This is a genomic window from Saccharopolyspora sp. NPDC049357 (assembly GCF_040677225.1).
GTDB lineage: Bacteria > Actinomycetota > Actinomycetes > Mycobacteriales > Pseudonocardiaceae > Saccharopolyspora.
Genome location: NZ_JBFAQJ010000005.1, coordinates 133,799 through 150,021 on the forward strand (window position 1 = coordinate 133,799; position 16,223 = coordinate 150,021).

A 16,223-nucleotide genomic window follows, 5' to 3' on the forward strand; every position below is an offset into this window, starting at 1 on the left:
CAGCGCGCCCGCAGGGCGCACGACGAAGGAGACCGTACGAATGTCCGAAGTGCACAGTGACGTGCCCGCCCCCGCCGAACCGAGAACCGGTGCTCAGTCCCGCAGGTTGAAGGTCATCACCGTCGTGGCGACCTTCGGCGGACTTCTGTTCGGCTACGACACCGGCGTCATCAACGGCGCCCTGCCCTACATGCAGGCGGACCTGGGGCTGACTCCGCTCACCGAGGGACTGGTCACCAGTTCGCTGCTGTTCGGCGCGGCGATCGGCGCTTTCGTCGCCGGCAGGCTGGCCGACGCGCGAGGACGCCGACGCACCATCCTCTGGCTCGCGGGGATCTTCCTCGTCGGCGCTCTGGCCTGCACGTTCGCGCCCAGCGCCACGTTCATGGTCATCGCCCGCTTCGTGCTCGGCTTAGCCGTCGGCGGTGCCTCGGTGACCGTGCCGACCTATCTCGCCGAGGTCTCGCCCGCCGAGCGGCGGGGCCGGTTGGTCACGCAGAACGAGCTGATGATCGTCAGCGGCCAGCTCGCGGCCTTCACCTTCAACGCCGCGATCGCCGGGGCGCTCGGCGAATCCGCGCACGTCTGGCGATACATGCTGGTCATCGCCTCGTTGCCCGCCGTGGTGCTGTGGTTCGGCATGCTGGTGATGCCCGAGAGCCCCCGCTGGCTGGCCTCCCGGGGCCGTCTCGGCGAGGCTCTGGAGGTGCTGCGGCAGGTCCGCACCGCGCAGCGCGCGGAGTCCGAGCTCGCCGAGGTGCAGCGGCTCGCGGAGCAGGACCAGCAGCAGCGCGCCGGGGGCTGGGCCGACCTGAAGGTGCCGTGGGTGCGGCGGCTGCTGATCGTCGGGATCGGCATCGCCGTGGTGCAGCAGGTCAGCGGCGTCAACACGATCATGTACTACGGCACGCAGATCCTGAAGAGCTCCGGTTTCTCCGCCAACGGGGCCATCGTCGCCAACATCGCCAACGGCGTCATCTCGGTGCTGGCCACGTTCGTGGGCATCTACCTGCTCGGCCGGGTCAACCGCAGGCCCATGCTGCTGGTCGGTCAGGCGGGCACGGCGATCGCCCTGCTGCTGGTCGCGCTGGTGTCGATGACGGTGCCCGAAGGGCTGCTGCGCGGCGTGCTGGTGCTGGCGCTGACCGTGACGTTCCTGGCGTTCCAGCAGGGCGCGACCTCGCCGGTCACCTGGCTGATGCTCTCGGAGATCTTCCCGCTGAAGATGCGCGGTTTCGCGTTCGGGCTGGCGAGCCTGATGCTGTGGGCGGCGAACTTCACCGTGGGCCTGACCTTCCCGATCCTGGTCGACGCGCTGGGCATCGCCACCACGTTCCTGGTGTTCGTCGCCGTCGGCGTGCTCGCCATCGCGTTCGTGGCCAAGTTCGTCCCGGAGACGCGTGGGAAGTCGCTGGAAACACTGGAAACCGAGCTGCGCGTCCGCTACTCCTGAAACTCCACTGAGGACTCGTCATGAAGATCGCAATCGATCCGCACATGTTCCGCACGCTCCCGATCGGGGAGATGGTGCGCACCGTGGCCGAGATCGGGTACGAGCACATCGAGCTGTCCCCGCGGGACGACTTCATGCCCTTCTTCGTGCACCCGCGCGCCGATGACGAGCGGGTCGCCGAGCTCAAGTCGGCGCTGCGCGAGACCGGTGTGCAGCTGGCCAGCGTGCTGCCGCTCTACCGCTGGTCCGGGCTCGACGAGACCGAGCGCCAGGCGGCGGTGCGCTACTGGAAGCGCATGATCGAGGTGACCGCCGAACTCGGCTGCACCCAGATGAACTCCGAGTTCAACGGACGCCCCGAACTCCCCGCCGAGAGCGAGGCCGCGTTCTGGCGGTCGATGGAGGAGCTGCTGCCGGTGTTCGAGCGCGAGGGCATCGCGCTGAACCTGGAGGCCCACCCCGACGACTTCTGCGAGGTCAACGCGCCTGCGGTGGACCTGGTGCGGGCGATCAACGAGCCGTGGGTGAACTACCTGTACTGCGCGCCGCACACCTTCCACCTCTCCGGCGAGGACACCGGCGCGGACATCCCCGCGATGCTGCGCTACGCCGGCGACAAGCTGACCCACGTGCACATCGCCGACACCTTCAACCACAAGGCGTCCTCCGGGCTGCGCTACATCCTCAACCCGCCCGGCACTCCTGCGCGCATCCACCAGCACCTGGACGTCGGCCAGGGGGAAGTCGACTGGGACGCCTTCTTCGCCACGCTCCGCGAGTTGAACTTCGACGGGATCGCCACGGCGTGCGTGTTCGCTTGGGAGGACCGCGCCGTGGAGTCGTCGAAGTTCATGCTCGACCGGATCACCCGCGAGCTCAAGCGCTGAAAGACATCAGAGGAAGGGAATTTCCCGTGCAGGAACAGCAACTTCGCGTCGGGCTCATCGGCGCGGGCAGGATGGGTGCCGACCACGCGCTCCGGCTCCACGAACGCATCAGCGGGGTGCGGCTGGCGGCGATCGCCGATCCCGACCTCGACCGGGCGCAGCAGGTCGCGGGGGGTTTCGGCGCCCGCGCCACGGCCGACGCCTTCGAGGTGATCGACGACTCCGCCGTGGACGCCCTGGTGATCGCCTCGCCCGGCTCCGCGCACGAGGGGCTGCTGCTCGCGGCCATCGAACGCGGTGTGCCGGTACTGTGCGAGAAGCCGCTGACACCCGACGCGAAGTCCTCGCTGCGCGTGGTGGAAGCCGAGGAGGCGCGCGGAAAGCACCTCGTGCAGGTCGGGTTCATGCGCCGCTTCGACGCCGAGTACGCCCAGCTCAAGCGGCTGCTCGACGCCGGCGAGCTGGGCGCACCGCTGATGTTGCACTGCGTGCACCGCAACGCGGCCACCCCGCCCGGCTTCACCAGCGAGATGATGATCTACGACTCGGTGGTGCACGAGTTCGACACGGCCCGCTGGCTGCTCGGCAGCGAGATCGCGGCGGTCACCGTCCGCGCTCCGAAGTCGAGCTCGTCGGCCCCGGACGGCCTGCTGGACCCGCAGATGGTCACCATCGAAACCACCAGCGGCGCACTGGTCGACGTGGAGATCTTCGTCAACTGCGGCTTCGGCTACCAGGTCCGCTGCGAGGCCGTCGGTGAGCGGGGCACCGCCCTCATCGGCGCGGACGGCGGCCCTCTCGTGCACCGCTCGGGCCACTGGGGCGGCACGATCAGCGACGACTTCCGCGACCGCTTCGGCGCCGCCTTCGACCGGGAGTTCCAGCGCTGGGTCGACGCTGCCCACCGGGGCGGCATCGACCCCAACGCAGCCACCACCTGGGACGGCTACGCCGCCGCAGCAGCATGCGAAGCAGGAGTCCAGGCCCAAACCACCGGCACCAGAGCAGAAGTGGACCTCGCCGAACGCCCCGACTTCTACACCCCCTGACCCGCCCGCGGCTGCGCTCCCGCACCCCACCGACCGGATTTCAGTGGAAATCGTGGACGGATTTCCACTGAAGTCGGGGCCCTGGTTTCCACTGAAATCGGGGTTCTGATTTCCACTGAAATCCGGTCACGGGTCGTCGCGGGCGCGCGCCCGCCCGCCTCGCGGGAGGTCCCGGTGTCCTGACGTGGTCAGGGGTGGGTGATCGTCCTGAGCAGGCCGGAGTGGTCGAGGTCGCCATCGCCGGCGCGGACCATGCGGTCGAACTGGGAGAGGACCAGGTCGACGACGTCGGAGGGAGCTCCGGCGTCCTCCGCCGCGTCGCGGGCGAAGACGAGATCCTTGAGCTGGTTCCGGGCGCTGCCGCCACCGCTGTAGTCCGCGGTGAGCCAGCGCTCGGACTTCTGCCGCAGCACCTCCGACCCGGCCAGGCCGTCGCCCAGCGCGGTCAACAGGTCGGCCCGGGACAAGCCGTGCCGCTCTGCCAGGGTCAGCGCCTCGCAGAGCGAGGCGATGGTTCCCGCCACCACGATCTGGTTGCACGCCTTGGCGAGTTGACCGGATCCCGCCTCGCCCATCCGCACCGCTGTCCGCGCCACGGCGTCGAAAACCGGCCGCAGGGAGTCGACGGTGGGCTGATCGCCGCCGACCATCAAGCTCAGCGCGCCTCGTTCGGCTCCGGGGACGCCGCCGCTCATCGGAGCGTCCACGACCCGCACGCCGTGCTCGGCGGCGAGGCGGGCGGCGAACTCCCGCACCGCCACCGGAGACACGGTGCCGTGCACGACCAGCACCGGGCGTTCGACCCCGTTGGTGCGCCACCCGGCCAGCAGCCCGTCGGTTCCGGGCAGCAGCGCCTCGACCTGAGGCAGGTCTGGAAGCACGGTGAGCACGACAGCGCCGGCGGCCTCGGCGGGCGACGTGGCCTGCCGGGCGCCGAGCGAGACGACCCGCTCAGCGCGTTCGGGAGTCCGGTTCCACACCGTCAGCGAGCCCAGTTCGCGGATCAGGTTGGCCGCCATCGGTTCACCCATCGGGCCGAGCCCGAGCAACGACACCCCATCGGACGGAATCATCGGCCGAGCAGCTCCACGGTCTCCCCACGCAGCTCCAGCACCTGGTCGAACCGCTCGTCGAGTTCGACGTCGTCGAGGGTCGGGGTGGCGCCCTTCGGGATGTCGCGGCGCAGCCTCACGTGGTGGGCCAGCGCGATCGGCAGCGCGCCGCGTTCCACCGACGCGCGTGCCGAGACGAGCTTGCCCCACACCGAGTAGCCGCCCTCGCCGTCGAGCTCCTCACCGGCGCGCAGGTCCTTCTTCGCGGTGGCGACCACGTCGCCGTAGAACCCCTTCGGAGCGCCGGTCGGAATGCCGCGCAGCACGGCGTTGGCGATGGAGATCCCCAGTTCGAGGCCGACGTAGTGGTAGGGGCGGTAGAGCGCCGCGTAGTTCTGGGACGGGTCCGGGTGCCACGGGTATTCGGCGAAGCAGCCGGAGACGTAGTCATTGGTGGCTTTGACGACGACGAACACGCCTTCCTGGGTGTTGTGCGGAATCCACTCGCCCTCGCGGGTCACGCTCGACATCACGTCCACCGAGCCCTCGTGCGCGAGCACGCCGCCGACCGTCTTCGGGCGGCAGACGGTGGCGATCTCCTCGAGGTCCCCGGGGGTGAACGTGAGTCCTTCGTCCGAGGGAGTCAGTCCCGCTGCGTTGGCGACGGCCGCCATCTCGATGGCGGCCTTCGTGCCGTCCCGGAACGCGGTGTGCATGTAGGGGTTGAGCTGGCCGGAATCGGTGAGCTCCTGGGAGAACTCCCAGTGCTCCCAGACGTTGTCGGGGTTCATCTCGTGGTAGTGGGGGAGGTACTTGGCGCCCTTGCCCGCGCACACCACGTCGAAGCCCGAGGTGCGTGCCCAGTCCACCAGTTCCATGATCAGCGCGGGCTGGTCGCCGTAGGCCATCGAGTACACCAGCCCGCGTTCGGCCGCCCGCTTGGCCAGTGCCGGGCCGGCGAGCGCGTCGCCCTCGACCGTCACCATGATCACGTGCTGCCCGGAGTCGAAGGCGCGCAAGGCATGTGAGGCGCCGGCGATGGGATTGCCGGTGGCCTCCACGATCACGTCGATGTCCTCGCGGAAGAGTTCGGTGGCGTCGGCGACCACGGCCGTGCGGTCGGCGGAGCACGCTTCGTCCACGTCGTCGGTGACCGCGTCCTGCGGCCAGTCGACCAGCTTGAGCGCTTGCCGAGCCCGGTCCAGGTTGATGTCGGCGATGGCCGCGACCCGGATGCCCGGGGTGTTCCGGACCTGGGCGAGGAACATCGTCCCGTACCGGCCGGCGCCGATGACACCGACGCGAATCGGCTTGCCGTCGTTCTCGCGGGCCAGCAGCAAATCGTGCAAGTTCACCGGAAACTCCCAGCTGGTAGCATGTGGTATCGGTTCCAGTTTTGTACCACTGCGGTTTCAGCGGCGTCAACGCCCCGATCACTCCAGCCAGCCGTCGATTAGGGTCCGACGCAGTCCGGAGAGGAGACGCGATGAAGAAGGCGGCCACCATTCGAGACGTCGCGGCACACGCGGGCGTGTCGGTGTCCGTGGTGTCGCGCGTCCTCAACGACACCGGCCCGGTGGCGCCGCCCAAGCGCGCCCAGGTGCTGGCGGCGATCGAGCAGCTCGGCTACCGGCCGAAGGCCGCCGCCCGCCAGTTGAGCCAAGATCGACCCGACACCATCGGTCTGCTGCTCGCCGACCTCGCTAACCCGTTCTTCGCCCGCCTGGCCGACCGCGTCGTCGCCGAAGCCCGTTCCCGCGAGCTGCAGGTCGTGCTGATGACCACGCAGGAGGACCCGCACCTGGAGGAACAGGCCCTGCGCACGCTGCTGGACCGCTCGGTCGGTGGCGTGATCGGCACGCCGACCGGTCACAACGTCGAGCACTGGGAGAAGCTCGCGAACCTGGAGATGCCCGTGGTCTTCGTCGACCGGGCCATCGAAGGGCTCGACCAGGTCGACGTCGTCAGCATCGAGAACGCCGAATCGGCGGCCACCGCGACCGGGCATCTCCTCGACCGCGGGCACCGGCGCATCGGGCTCGTCCCCGGTCCGCTGGACACCACCACCGGGATCGAGCGCGTCCGCGGTTACGAACGGGCCTTGGCCGAACGCGGCGTCGTCCGAGACGACCGGTTGGTGCGGCCGGTGCCGTTCCGGGGGGAGAGCGGCGCCGACGTGATGGCCCAGATGCTCGCGTTGGACGAACCACCGACCGCGGTGGTCGTCGCCAACACCGCTCAGGTGCGGGTCGTGCTGCGGATGCTCGCGCAGGGCCGGGTGTCCATCCCGGACGACTTGTCGGTCGTGGTCTTCGACGACAACCCGTGGACCGAGCTGATCCGACCGCCGCTGACCGCCGTCCGCCAGCCCATCGACATGCTCGCGCTGCACTCGGTGGATCTGGTGCACGCGCGGATGCGGCAGAAGCTGCCGCCCGGTCCGCGCCAGGTGCGCGTGGCGGCGGAGTTCCTGGAACGTTCGAGCACCGCCGAACCCCGAACGGGGTAGGCGCCACCGAGAGGAGCGCAATGTCGCAAGAAGTCGTCGTCACCGCGGTTTTCCACCTCGTTCCGGGCAAGCGCGAAGCGCTGGAAGCGGTCCTGAAGTCGGTCATCCCGGACGTGCACGAGGAGCCCGGTTGTCTGCTCTACGCCCTCCACGAGGCGGATGAGAACACCCTGGTGTTCATCGAGAAGTGGGAATCCCGCGAACTCCTGGCCGCTCACCAGCGCGCCGACGCCGTCGCCCGCCTCAACGCCGAAGCGGCCGGACTGCTCCAGTCGCCCCCGGAGGTGGTGACGATGTCCGCTCTGCCGTGCGGGCACCAGACCAAGGGACAGCTCTGATCCGGGACGCGACTTCCACTGAATTCGGGGTTCCGATTTCCATTGAAATCGGAACCCCGAACTCCACTGAAATCGCGTTCTCGTGGACTCATGCGGGACGGCGGCGTCCGAGCCTCCACAGGCAGTACATCCCGACACCTGCGGCGATCGGGCTGAGGACCGGTTGCAGGACCAGGAGCCCGGCGGTCAGGGCGCACGAGGAGATTGCCAGCAATCGCCAGTTGCGCCGTTCGCGGTCGGTGGGCGTGGACGTCTCGTGCGTCGTGGTGGCCGGGGCGGCGCGCAGTCCTAAGTAGACCTGGCAGGCCGCGGCGAGGGCGAACACCAGCGCCCACACCCACCGGCCTTCGGTCAGCCGGTAGCCGGCGAGCAGCAGGAAGCAGCCCGTTCCGATCGCGTACCCCGGCGTGATCGTCCTCATTGGACCAGCCCCACGTACTGCGCCAGCGCGATGAGGCCGGAGCCCAGCAGGACGAGCGACGACGCCCAGATGAGCGCCCTGCCCGCGCGGCTGATCCGGAAGCTCGCCGGGAGCACCCGCTTCTCCAGGGCGAGCAGGCCGAAGCCGTAGGCGCCCACCGCCACCGTTCCGCCGACGATGTTGGCCGGGCTGATCAGCTTCACGAGGTCGCCGCCGGTGAGGATGAGGGCGATGCCGCCGAGCAGCACGTAGCCGTAGACCCAGCGCCGCGTGCGGCCCACGCCGCCGGCGTGCACGCGCTTGGACACCGCGGACAGCGATTCGTGCGTGGTGCGGGTGTAGACCTCCCAGATCGCGTACATCGTGCCGAGGAAGACCATGATGATCGCGACGATGTAGAAGTACCGGAAGAGCGGGTGGATCACGCCCAGCACGTCGCCCTGGTAGGTCAGGACGTCGTTGCCGCTGGGCACGTTGTGCGCGGCTCCGAGGATCTCCTTGCCGGTGATGATGAACGCGACCGCGGTCAGCGCCATCGTGGCGAAGCTGAGCACGATGTCGCCCAGCGGCGCGCGAGCCCATCCCCGCGCCCGGCGTCGTTCCTGGTCGGTGTCGGGCAGCGCCAGCGGCTCCACGACCGGGACGTCGTCCCCGCGACCGGGCAAACCGAGCGCGCCCCAGCGCTTCTCGCGCATCAGGCCCGAGTAGCCGATGTAGTCGTACATGCCGCCGCCGAGGCCGCCCATGAACACCACGGCCTCCACCCACGCCGACTCGGCGGCGATGTCCGGGTATTCGACGTGCACGAAGGGTTCGTAGGCGAAGGGCTGCGGGACGAATCCCGCCAGCACGTCGAGCCACTGCGGATTCGCCGCGAACACCGCGACGACGACCAGGGTGACCTTGAGCGCGACGATCGCGATCTGCGCGCGTTCCAGCAGCGCGTACCACCCGAACCAGGCGATCGCCGCGGCCAGCACGAGCAGGACGAGACCCCAGGCGATGGCCGGGCCGCCCGCGACTCGGTTGAGGTAACCGCCGATTCCCGAGGCCAGCGCGCTGGCCACGAACGGGAACGACAGGACCGCGAGCGCGCCGATGAGCATCGGGAACCAGCCGCGCGGTCCCGGGATCACCCGCGCCATGCCGCGCATCGGGTGTTCTCCGGTGAGCACGATGTAGCGGTTGGAGGAGTAGATCACCGCCGCCTTGGCCACGGCACCCACGACGACCACCCACAGCACCGCGAACCCGAACACCGCGCCCATCCGCGACGCGAGGACGGTTTCGCCGCTGCCCACGGTCAGCGAGGCGATGATGGCACCGGGGCCGAAGAACTTGACGATCGTGCCGAGGCTGAGGCGTCGTTTGGCCAGTTCCGGTGGTACTTCGGGCAATCGTGCCTGCTCTGCGGGCAAGCCGGCGTCCTGCGTGCTCATCTCCGCACCTCCGTTGTCCCGAGTTCGTGGGCCATCGCGGGGGTTCGGGTGACTCCGATGCCGTTCATGCTGACTCCTTCGTCAGTCATGTATAACGTTATACTCCGGGTGTAACGTTGTACTTTGTGTCATCCGGTCGCTCCGCTGTCAACCCGCGGAGCGACCGACGAGAGAGGGGAACATGGCGCGAGGTCGCGAACCCACGGTCAAGGACGTGGCGGAGCACGCGGGCGTTTCGCCCGGCGTGGTGTCCCGCGTGGTCAACGCCAACGGCTCGGTGGCCGAGCTGACCCGGGAGCGGGTGCTGGCCTCCATCGCGGAGCTCGGCTACCGCCCGCACAGCGCCGCGCGCGAACTGCGCACCCGCACCACCAACACGATCGGCCTGGTGCTGGCCGACGTGGCCAACCCGTTCTTCTCACAGCTGGCCGACCACATCGTGCGGCACGCGGCGGACGTCGGTCTGGGCGTGCTGCTGACCACCACGCAGGAAGATCCGGCGATGGAGCTCAAGAGCATCGAGCTGCTGCTGCAGAAGCGCGTGGGCGGCGTCATCGCGGCACCGGGCACGGAGAACGCCGCGGCGTGGCGGCACATGCGCGAGACCGGTGTCGAGCTCACCTTCGTGGACCGCTTCATCGACCGCATCCCGGGCATCGACGTGGTCGGCATGAACAACGAGCACGCCTCGCACTCGGCGACCACGGCGCTCATCGAACGAGGGCACCGGCGGATCGCGCTGGTCAGCGGGTCGAGTGAGACCTCGACCGGCCGTGAGCGCATCGCAGGCCACCGGCGGGCGCTCCAGGAGCACGGCATCGCCGAAGACCCGGCCTTGGTCGTCGAGCTCGCCTTCCGCCACGTCGAAGCCGAGACCGCGCTGTCCGGAGTCCTCGCGCTGCCGCAGCCGCCCACTGCCTTGATCGTCGGCAACACCGCCGTGTCCGCGAGCGTCATCACGCACCTGCGCTCCGCGGGAATCTCGGTGCCCCAGGACCTGTCGGTCATCGTCTTCCACGACGCGGAGTGGACGGCGTTGACCTCGCCGCCGCTGACCGTGGTCCGTCATCAGCTCGACGACCTGGCGAAGTGCGCGGTCGAGATGCTCCACACGCGGTTGAACTCCGCGGAACGCCTGCGCCGCAGGGAGAAGCGGCTCCCGAGCGAGCTGGTGATCCGCCCCAGCATCGCTCCCGTCCGCGGTTGACCCGGTTGATCTCCCGCCGGTCCGGCGGTCAGGGGCGGCGCGGTGCGTGCTGGGAGGTGAGGAACGCGTCCAGGGTGGCGGTGCGGTGCTGCCGCGCCGCGAGCTCGATCTCGATGGAGTCGGCTCCGGTTTCGATCAGGTGGATCAGGTGGTCGTGCTCTTCCACCGACTGGACCGCGCGGCCGGGCACGAAGCCGAAGGTGGAGTCGCGGAGCATGCGCAGCCTGCTCCAGCCCCGGCGGACCAGGTCGGTCATGTGCTCGTTGGGGCAGCGCAGGAACAGCACCGCGTGGAACTCCTCGTTGAGCTCGGTGAACCGGCGCGGGTCGAAGTGCTCGAGCGTGTCGCGCATGCGCTGGTTGATCGCGCGCGCCTTGGCGAGGTCCTCGGCGGTGAGCAGGGGAGCGGAGAACCCGGTCGCGGCGCCCTCGACCACGGCGAGGGTCTGCATGGTGGTCACGTACTCGCCCTCGTCGACCAGGGCGACCTGCGCGCCGACGTTCTTCTCGTAGGTGACCAGACCCTCGGCCTCCAGCCGGCGGATGGCTTCGCGGACCGGAACCGTGCTCACGCCGAGTTCGGCGGCGAGCTGGCTGAGCACCAAGCGGTAGCCGGGGGTGAAGCGGTGCGAGACGATCCGGTCGCGGAGCCACTCGTAGGCCAGTTGGGACTTGCTGGTGGCGGTGCGGTCGTCCGCTGCTTCGGTGGTCATCGCTCCTCGATTCGCTGACGTGGCGGTCCATCTTGCCCGAGGCGCGATCCGCTTCCGGCGCCTGCCGCGCTCCGCATTGTAATCAGATATGGCATCGTATACGATCCTCGGTCATGACGACCGATGCCGCTCGTTCAACGGCTGACGACCTCGCGCACCACCCGCTCGTCGGGCGGCCGGGCAAGGTCATCGCGCTGCACCTGAACTACCCGTCGCGCATCGCCCAGCGCGGCCGGGCACCGTCGAGACCCTCGTACTTCCTCAAGCCGGTGACGTCGCTGGCGACCACCGGCCAGACCGTCGAGCGACCGCCCGGAACCGAGCTGCTGGCCTTCGAAGGCGAGATCGCGCTGGTCATCGGCACGACCGCCCGCAGGGTCGCGCGCGAGGACGGCTGGTCGCACGTCGCCGCCGTGACCGCCGCCAACGACCTCGGCGTCTACGACCTCCGCTCCGCCGACAAGGGCGCCAACCTGCGCTCCAAGGGCGGCGACGGCTACACCCCGCTGGGCCCGGCGAGCATCCCGGCCGACCAGGTCGATCCGGCGTCGCTGCGCGTGCGCACCTGGGTCAACGGCGAACTCGCCCAGGACGACTCCTCGGCGACCGTGGTCTTCCCGTTCGGCGAGCTGGTCGCCGACCTCTCCCAGCTGATCACCCTCGAACCCGGCGACGTCGTGCTCACCGGCACCCCGGCCGGGTCGTCGGTGGTCGAGCCCGGCGACGTCGTCGAGGTCGAGGTCGACGTTCCCGGCACTGAGCACAGCACCGGACGGCTGCGCACCAGCGTCGCCGAAGGCACCCGGTCGCTGCCGGAGTTCAGCGCGCAACCGTCGGTCGACGACGTCCAGCGGGCCGAGGCGTGGGGCAGCCGCGACGCCGCCGGGCTGGAGCCGCTGTTCGAACTCACCGAGGAGCGCATCGCCAAGCTCCGCCAGGTGGCGGTCGCGACGCTGTCGGCGCAGCTGCGCAAGCACGGCTACAACCAGCTGTCCATCGACGGCGTGCGCACCGACAAGCCCGGCAGCAAGATCATCGGCCGGGCCCGGACGCTGCGCTTCGTGCCCGCGCGCGAAGACCTGTTCCGCAGCCACGGCGGCGGGTACAACGCGCAGAAGCGCACCTTCGACTCGCTGAAGCCCGGAGACGTGCTGGTGGTCGAGGCGCGCGGTGAGCGCGGCAGTGGGACCGTCGGCGACATCCTCGCGCTGCGCGCGCAGGTGCTGGGCGCGGCCGGGATCGTCACCGACGGGGGAGTGCGCGACCACAGCGCGGTCAAGGAGCTCGACATCCCCACCTTCTCCGGCGGTCCGCACCCGGCGGTGCTCGGGCGCAGGCACGTGCCGTGGGACAACGACATCACCGTGGCCTGCGGCGGGGCGACCGTGCAGCCCGGCGACGTCATCGTCGGCGACGACGACGGCGTGCTGGTCATCCCGCCCGCGCTGCTCGACCAGGTGCTCGACGCCGCGATCGAGCAGGAGGCCGAGGAGGAGTGGATCGCCGCCCGCGTCGCCGAAGGCGCGGCCGTGGACGGGCTGTACCCGCTGACCGGTGAATGGCGACGCCGCTACGAGGCGGAGCGCGACCAGGAAGGATCACGATGACGAACTGGCGGACCCGCCCGGAAGAGCTGACCGGGTCGATCGCTCCGGTGATCACCCCGTTCACCGCTGACGGCGCGGTGGATCACGAATCGCTGGCCAACCTGGTGAACTGGCAGCTCAAGCAGGGCTCCGACGGGATCTCCATCGGTGGTTCCACCGGCGAGCCCAGCGCGCAGACCATCGACGAGCGGGCGGATGCGATCCGCACCGTGCTCAAGACCGTCGACGGCCGCGCCCCCGTCGTGCCGGGAACCGGTTCGGCGAAGCTGGACGAGACGATCGAGCTCACCGGCGCGGCCCACGACGCGGGTGTGGACGCGGCGCTGATCATCACGCCGTACTACGCGAAGCCGACCCAGGAAGCGCTCTACGTCTGGTACTCCACGGTCGCGAAGGAGTACCCGGACCTGCCGATCATCGCCTACAACGTGCCGACCCGGACCGCGGTGGAGATCGCGCCGGAGACGGTGGCGCGGCTGCACCGCGATGTGCCGAACTTCGTGGGGATCAAGGAGACCACCAAGGACTTCGAGCACTTCTCGCGGGTGATCAAGGCCGCGGGCCGGGATCTGCTGGTGTGGTCGGGCATCGAGCTGCTGTGCCTGCCGCTGCTGGCGCTGGGCGGCACGGGTTTCGTCAGCGCCACGGCCAACATCGCGCCCGGTGCGACGAAGCGGATGTACGAGGCCTTCCACGCCGGACGCATGGACGAGGCGCTGGACATCCACTACGGGCTGCACCCGCTGGTGGACCTGATCTTCGTGGAGACCAACCCGGCGCCGGTGAAGTGGGTGCTGGCCCAGCGCGGCCTGATCCGCTCCGAGCACGTCCGGCCGCCGCTGATCACGCCGACCGACGCGGGCAAGGACAAGATCCGCGCGCTGCTCGCCGAGGGCGCCGACTTCCTGTCGCCGGTCGAGGACGACGACACCATCGCGGGAGGGAACTGACATGACGATCCAGCACGTGCCGGCCGACCTGCCCAAGCGCATCCAGCACTTCATCGACGGGGAGTTCGTCGACAGCCTCGACGGCGACACCTTCGAGGTCCTCGACCCGGTGTCGAACAAGCCGTACCTGGAGGCCTCGTCGGGCAAGCAGCCCGACATCGACCGCGCGGTGTCGGCCGCCCGCGAAGCTTTCGACGAGGGCCCGTGGCCTGGGATGCTGCCGCGCGAACGCGCTCGGGTCCTGAACAAGATCGCCGACATCGTCGAAACCCGCAACGAGCGGCTGGCGGAGCTGGAGACCTTCGACACCGGTTTGCCGATCACCCAGGCGTTGGGTCAGGCGAAGCGGGCGGCGGAGAACTTCCGGTTCTTCGCGGACCTGATCGTGGCGCAGGCCGATGACACCTACAAGGTGCCGGGCAAGCAGGTCAACTACGTCAACCGCAAGCCCAAGGGCGTGGCCGGGCTGATCACGCCGTGGAACACGCCGTTCATGCTGGAGAGCTGGAAGCTGGCCCCGGCGCTGGCCTCCGGGTGCACGGTGGTGCTCAAACCCGCTGAGTTCACGCCGCTGTCGGCCGGGCTGTGGCCGGAGATCTTCCGCGAGGCCGGGGTTCCGGACGGGGTGTTCAACATCGTCAACGGGCTCGGCGAGGAGGCCGGGGACGCGCTGGTCAAGCACACCGACGTGCAGCTGATCTCCTTCACCGGCGAATCGGCCACCGGCAAGCTGATCTTCGCCAACGCCGCCCCGACCCTCAAGGCGTTGTCGATGGAGCTCGGCGGCAAGAGCCCGGCGGTCGTGTTCGCCGACGCCGACCTCGACGCCGCGATCGACTCGACGGTGTTCGGCGTGTTCTCGCTCAACGGCGAGCGCTGCACCGCCGGGAGCCGAATCCTGGTGGAGCGCGGCATCTACGACGAGTTCGTACGCCGGTACGTCGAGCGGGCGAAGAACGTCAAGGTGGGCGATCCGCACGATCCGGCCACCGAGGTCGGTGCGCTGGTGCACCCCGAGCACTACGAGAAGGTCACCGGCTACATCGAGATCGGCAAGACCGAGGCGACGCTCGCCGCCGGTGGCGGACGCCCGGAGGGCCTTGAATCGGGCAACTACGTGGCGCCGACGGTGTTCGTGGACGTGCCGCCCACCGCGCGGATCTTCCAGGAGGAGATCTTCGGCCCGGTCGTGGCGATCACCCCGTTCGACACCGACGAGGAAGCGCTGCGGCTGGCCAACAACGTCAAGTACGGGCTCGCCGCCTACGTGTGGACGGCGAACCTGGAGCGCGCGCACACCTTCGGGCAGCGCGTGGACGCCGGGATGGTCTGGCTGAACTCGCACAACGTTCGCGACCTGCGCACCCCGTTCGGCGGCGTGAAGGCCTCCGGGCTCGGGCACGAGGGCGGTTACCGGTCGCTGGACTTCTACTCCGACCAGCAGGCCATGCACATCTCGCTGGCCCCCGTGCACACCCCGAAGTTCGGCGCCTGACGACTGAAGTGAAGGAGCGTTCAACGATGAGTGCCGACCTCACCCCGCCGGACATCCTGCGCTGCGCGTACCTCGACCTGGTGGTCACCGACCTGGCCAGGGCGCGGGAGTTCTACGTCGACGTCCTCGGCCTGGTGGTCACCGAGGAGGACGACGAGACGATCTACCTCCGCACGCTGGAGGAGTTCATCCACCACAACCTGGTGCTGCGCAAGGGACCGGTGGCCGCCGCGGCGGCCTTCGCCTACCGCGTGCGGACCCCGCAGGACGTGGACCGGGCCGAGGAGTGGTTCGCCGCGCGCGGCTACCGCACAGAACGCCGCGGAAACGGCTTCGCCAAGGGCATCGGTGACTCGGTCCGGGTCACCGACCCGCTCGGGTTCCCGTACGAGTTCTTCCACGAGGTCGCCCACGTCGAGCGGCTGGCCTGGCGCTACGACCTCCACACCCCAGGTGCGCTGGTGCGCCTGGACCACTTCAACCAGGTCACCCCCGACGTGCCGAAAGGACGGGAATACCTGGAGGACTTGGGTTTCCGCGTCACCGAGGACATCAAGGACGCCGAGGGGACCACCTACGCGGCCTGGTTGCGGCGCAAGGACACCGTCCACGACACCGCCCTGACCGGCGGCGACGGTCCGCGGCTTCACCACATCGCCTTCGCCACGCACGAGAAGCACAACATCCTGTCGATCTGCGACAAGCTCGGCGCGCTGCGACTCTCCGACGTCATCGAGCGCGGCCCGGGACGCCACGGCGTGTCCAACGCGTTCTACCTCTACATCCGGGACCCCGACGGGCACCGGGTCGAGATCTACACCCAGGACTACTACACCGGCGACCCCGACAACCCCGTCGTGACCTGGGACGTCCACGACAACCAGCGCCGCGACTGGTGGGGCAACCCGGTCGTGCCGTCCTGGTACACCGAGGCCTCCCCGGTCCTGGACCTCGACGGCAACCCCCAGCCCCTCCAGGAGCGCACCGACAGCAGCGAGATGGCCGTGACGGTGGGAGCCGACGGCTTCTCCTACACGCGCAAGGGCGACGAGGACAAGGGATTCAAACTCGGCACCTCGCTCTGAGCGGGGAAGCCGCTGAACT

Annotated in this window: 15 protein-coding genes; 10 read left to right on the plus strand and 5 right to left on the minus strand. The window is 69.5% G+C overall.

The features are described from left to right. Positions 1–40: 40 nt before the first annotated feature. The 3 genes from AB0J91_RS06425 to AB0J91_RS06435 are packed head-to-tail and all read left to right on the plus strand — an operon-like array spanning position 41 to position 3,389. Entirely contained in the window at positions 41–1,453 is a 1,413-nt protein-coding gene (locus tag AB0J91_RS06425) for a sugar porter family MFS transporter (protein WP_363864754.1), read from the plus strand. 20 nt (positions 1,454–1,473) lie between these two features. Beyond that, positions 1,474–2,340 (plus strand): sugar phosphate isomerase/epimerase, encoded by an 867-nt coding sequence (locus AB0J91_RS06430; protein WP_363864756.1) that lies wholly within the window; start codon positions 1,474–1,476, stop codon positions 2,338–2,340. Positions 2,341–2,366: 26 nt separating this feature from the next. Then, positions 2,367–3,389, plus strand: coding sequence for a Gfo/Idh/MocA family oxidoreductase (locus AB0J91_RS06435; RefSeq protein ID WP_363864758.1), 1,023 nt, complete (start codon positions 2,367–2,369; stop codon positions 3,387–3,389). 188 nt (positions 3,390–3,577) lie between these two features. On the opposite strand, the gene AB0J91_RS06440 is transcribed toward AB0J91_RS06435, so the two are convergent. Next, positions 3,578–4,462, minus strand: a complete 885-nt coding sequence (locus AB0J91_RS06440; RefSeq protein WP_363864760.1) for an NAD(P)-dependent oxidoreductase — start codon at positions 4,460–4,462, stop codon at positions 3,578–3,580. After that, positions 4,459–5,796, minus strand: coding sequence for a Gfo/Idh/MocA family oxidoreductase (locus tag AB0J91_RS06445; RefSeq protein WP_363864762.1), 1,338 nt, complete (start codon positions 5,794–5,796; stop codon positions 4,459–4,461). Before AB0J91_RS06445 ends, AB0J91_RS06440 begins: the two co-directional genes overlap by 4 nt. A 131-nt stretch (positions 5,797–5,927) precedes the next feature. Between AB0J91_RS06445 and AB0J91_RS06450 the strand changes: the two genes are divergently transcribed. Then, positions 5,928–6,950 (plus strand): substrate-binding domain-containing protein, encoded by a 1,023-nt coding sequence (locus AB0J91_RS06450; protein WP_363864764.1) that lies wholly within the window; start codon positions 5,928–5,930, stop codon positions 6,948–6,950. A gap of 20 nt (positions 6,951–6,970) precedes the next feature. Next, positions 6,971–7,288 (plus strand): putative quinol monooxygenase, encoded by a 318-nt coding sequence (locus AB0J91_RS06455; RefSeq protein WP_363864766.1) that lies wholly within the window; start codon positions 6,971–6,973, stop codon positions 7,286–7,288. Between the two features lie 88 nt (positions 7,289–7,376). On the opposite strand, the gene AB0J91_RS06460 is transcribed toward AB0J91_RS06455, so the two are convergent. Then, positions 7,377–7,709: a hypothetical protein gene (locus AB0J91_RS06460; protein ID WP_363864768.1), complete on the minus strand. Its 333-nt coding sequence runs from the start codon at positions 7,707–7,709 to the stop codon at positions 7,377–7,379. Beyond that, positions 7,706–9,148 (minus strand): Nramp family divalent metal transporter, encoded by a 1,443-nt coding sequence (locus AB0J91_RS06465; RefSeq protein ID WP_363864770.1) that lies wholly within the window; start codon positions 9,146–9,148, stop codon positions 7,706–7,708. Before AB0J91_RS06465 ends, AB0J91_RS06460 begins: the two co-directional genes overlap by 4 nt. A 181-nt stretch (positions 9,149–9,329) precedes the next feature. Here AB0J91_RS06465 and AB0J91_RS06470 point away from each other — a divergent pair, with 181 nt between their 5' ends. Next, a complete protein-coding gene (locus tag AB0J91_RS06470; RefSeq protein WP_363864772.1) occupies positions 9,330–10,355 on the plus strand; it encodes a LacI family DNA-binding transcriptional regulator in 1,026 nt (341 codons plus the stop codon). A gap of 28 nt (positions 10,356–10,383) precedes the next feature. Here AB0J91_RS06470 and AB0J91_RS06475 read toward each other — a convergent pair whose 3' ends face one another. Beyond that, a complete protein-coding gene (locus AB0J91_RS06475; RefSeq protein ID WP_363787363.1) occupies positions 10,384–11,067 on the minus strand; it encodes a GntR family transcriptional regulator in 684 nt (227 codons plus the stop codon). Positions 11,068–11,180: 113 nt separating this feature from the next. On the opposite strand from AB0J91_RS06475, the gene AB0J91_RS06480 reads away from it, so the two are divergent. Genes AB0J91_RS06480 through hpaD form a run of 4 tightly spaced genes read left to right on the plus strand, consistent with a single transcriptional unit; the run spans position 11,181 to position 16,204 of the window. Beyond that, positions 11,181–12,674: a fumarylacetoacetate hydrolase family protein gene (locus AB0J91_RS06480; protein ID WP_363864774.1), complete on the plus strand. Its 1,494-nt coding sequence runs from the start codon at positions 11,181–11,183 to the stop codon at positions 12,672–12,674. Beyond that, on the plus strand, positions 12,671–13,624 hold the full coding sequence (gene dapA / locus AB0J91_RS06485) for a 4-hydroxy-tetrahydrodipicolinate synthase (RefSeq protein ID WP_363864776.1): 954 nt from the start codon (positions 12,671–12,673) through the stop codon (positions 13,622–13,624). The genes AB0J91_RS06480 and dapA overlap by 4 nt, the downstream gene beginning before the upstream one ends. 1 nt (position 13,625) lies before the next feature. After that, positions 13,626–15,119, plus strand: coding sequence for a 5-carboxymethyl-2-hydroxymuconate semialdehyde dehydrogenase (gene hpaE / locus AB0J91_RS06490; RefSeq protein WP_363864778.1), 1,494 nt, complete (start codon positions 13,626–13,628; stop codon positions 15,117–15,119). Between the two features lie 26 nt (positions 15,120–15,145). Beyond that, positions 15,146–16,204 (plus strand): 3,4-dihydroxyphenylacetate 2,3-dioxygenase, encoded by a 1,059-nt coding sequence (hpaD, locus tag AB0J91_RS06495; RefSeq protein WP_363864780.1) that lies wholly within the window; start codon positions 15,146–15,148, stop codon positions 16,202–16,204. Positions 16,205–16,223: the final 19 nt, after the last annotated feature.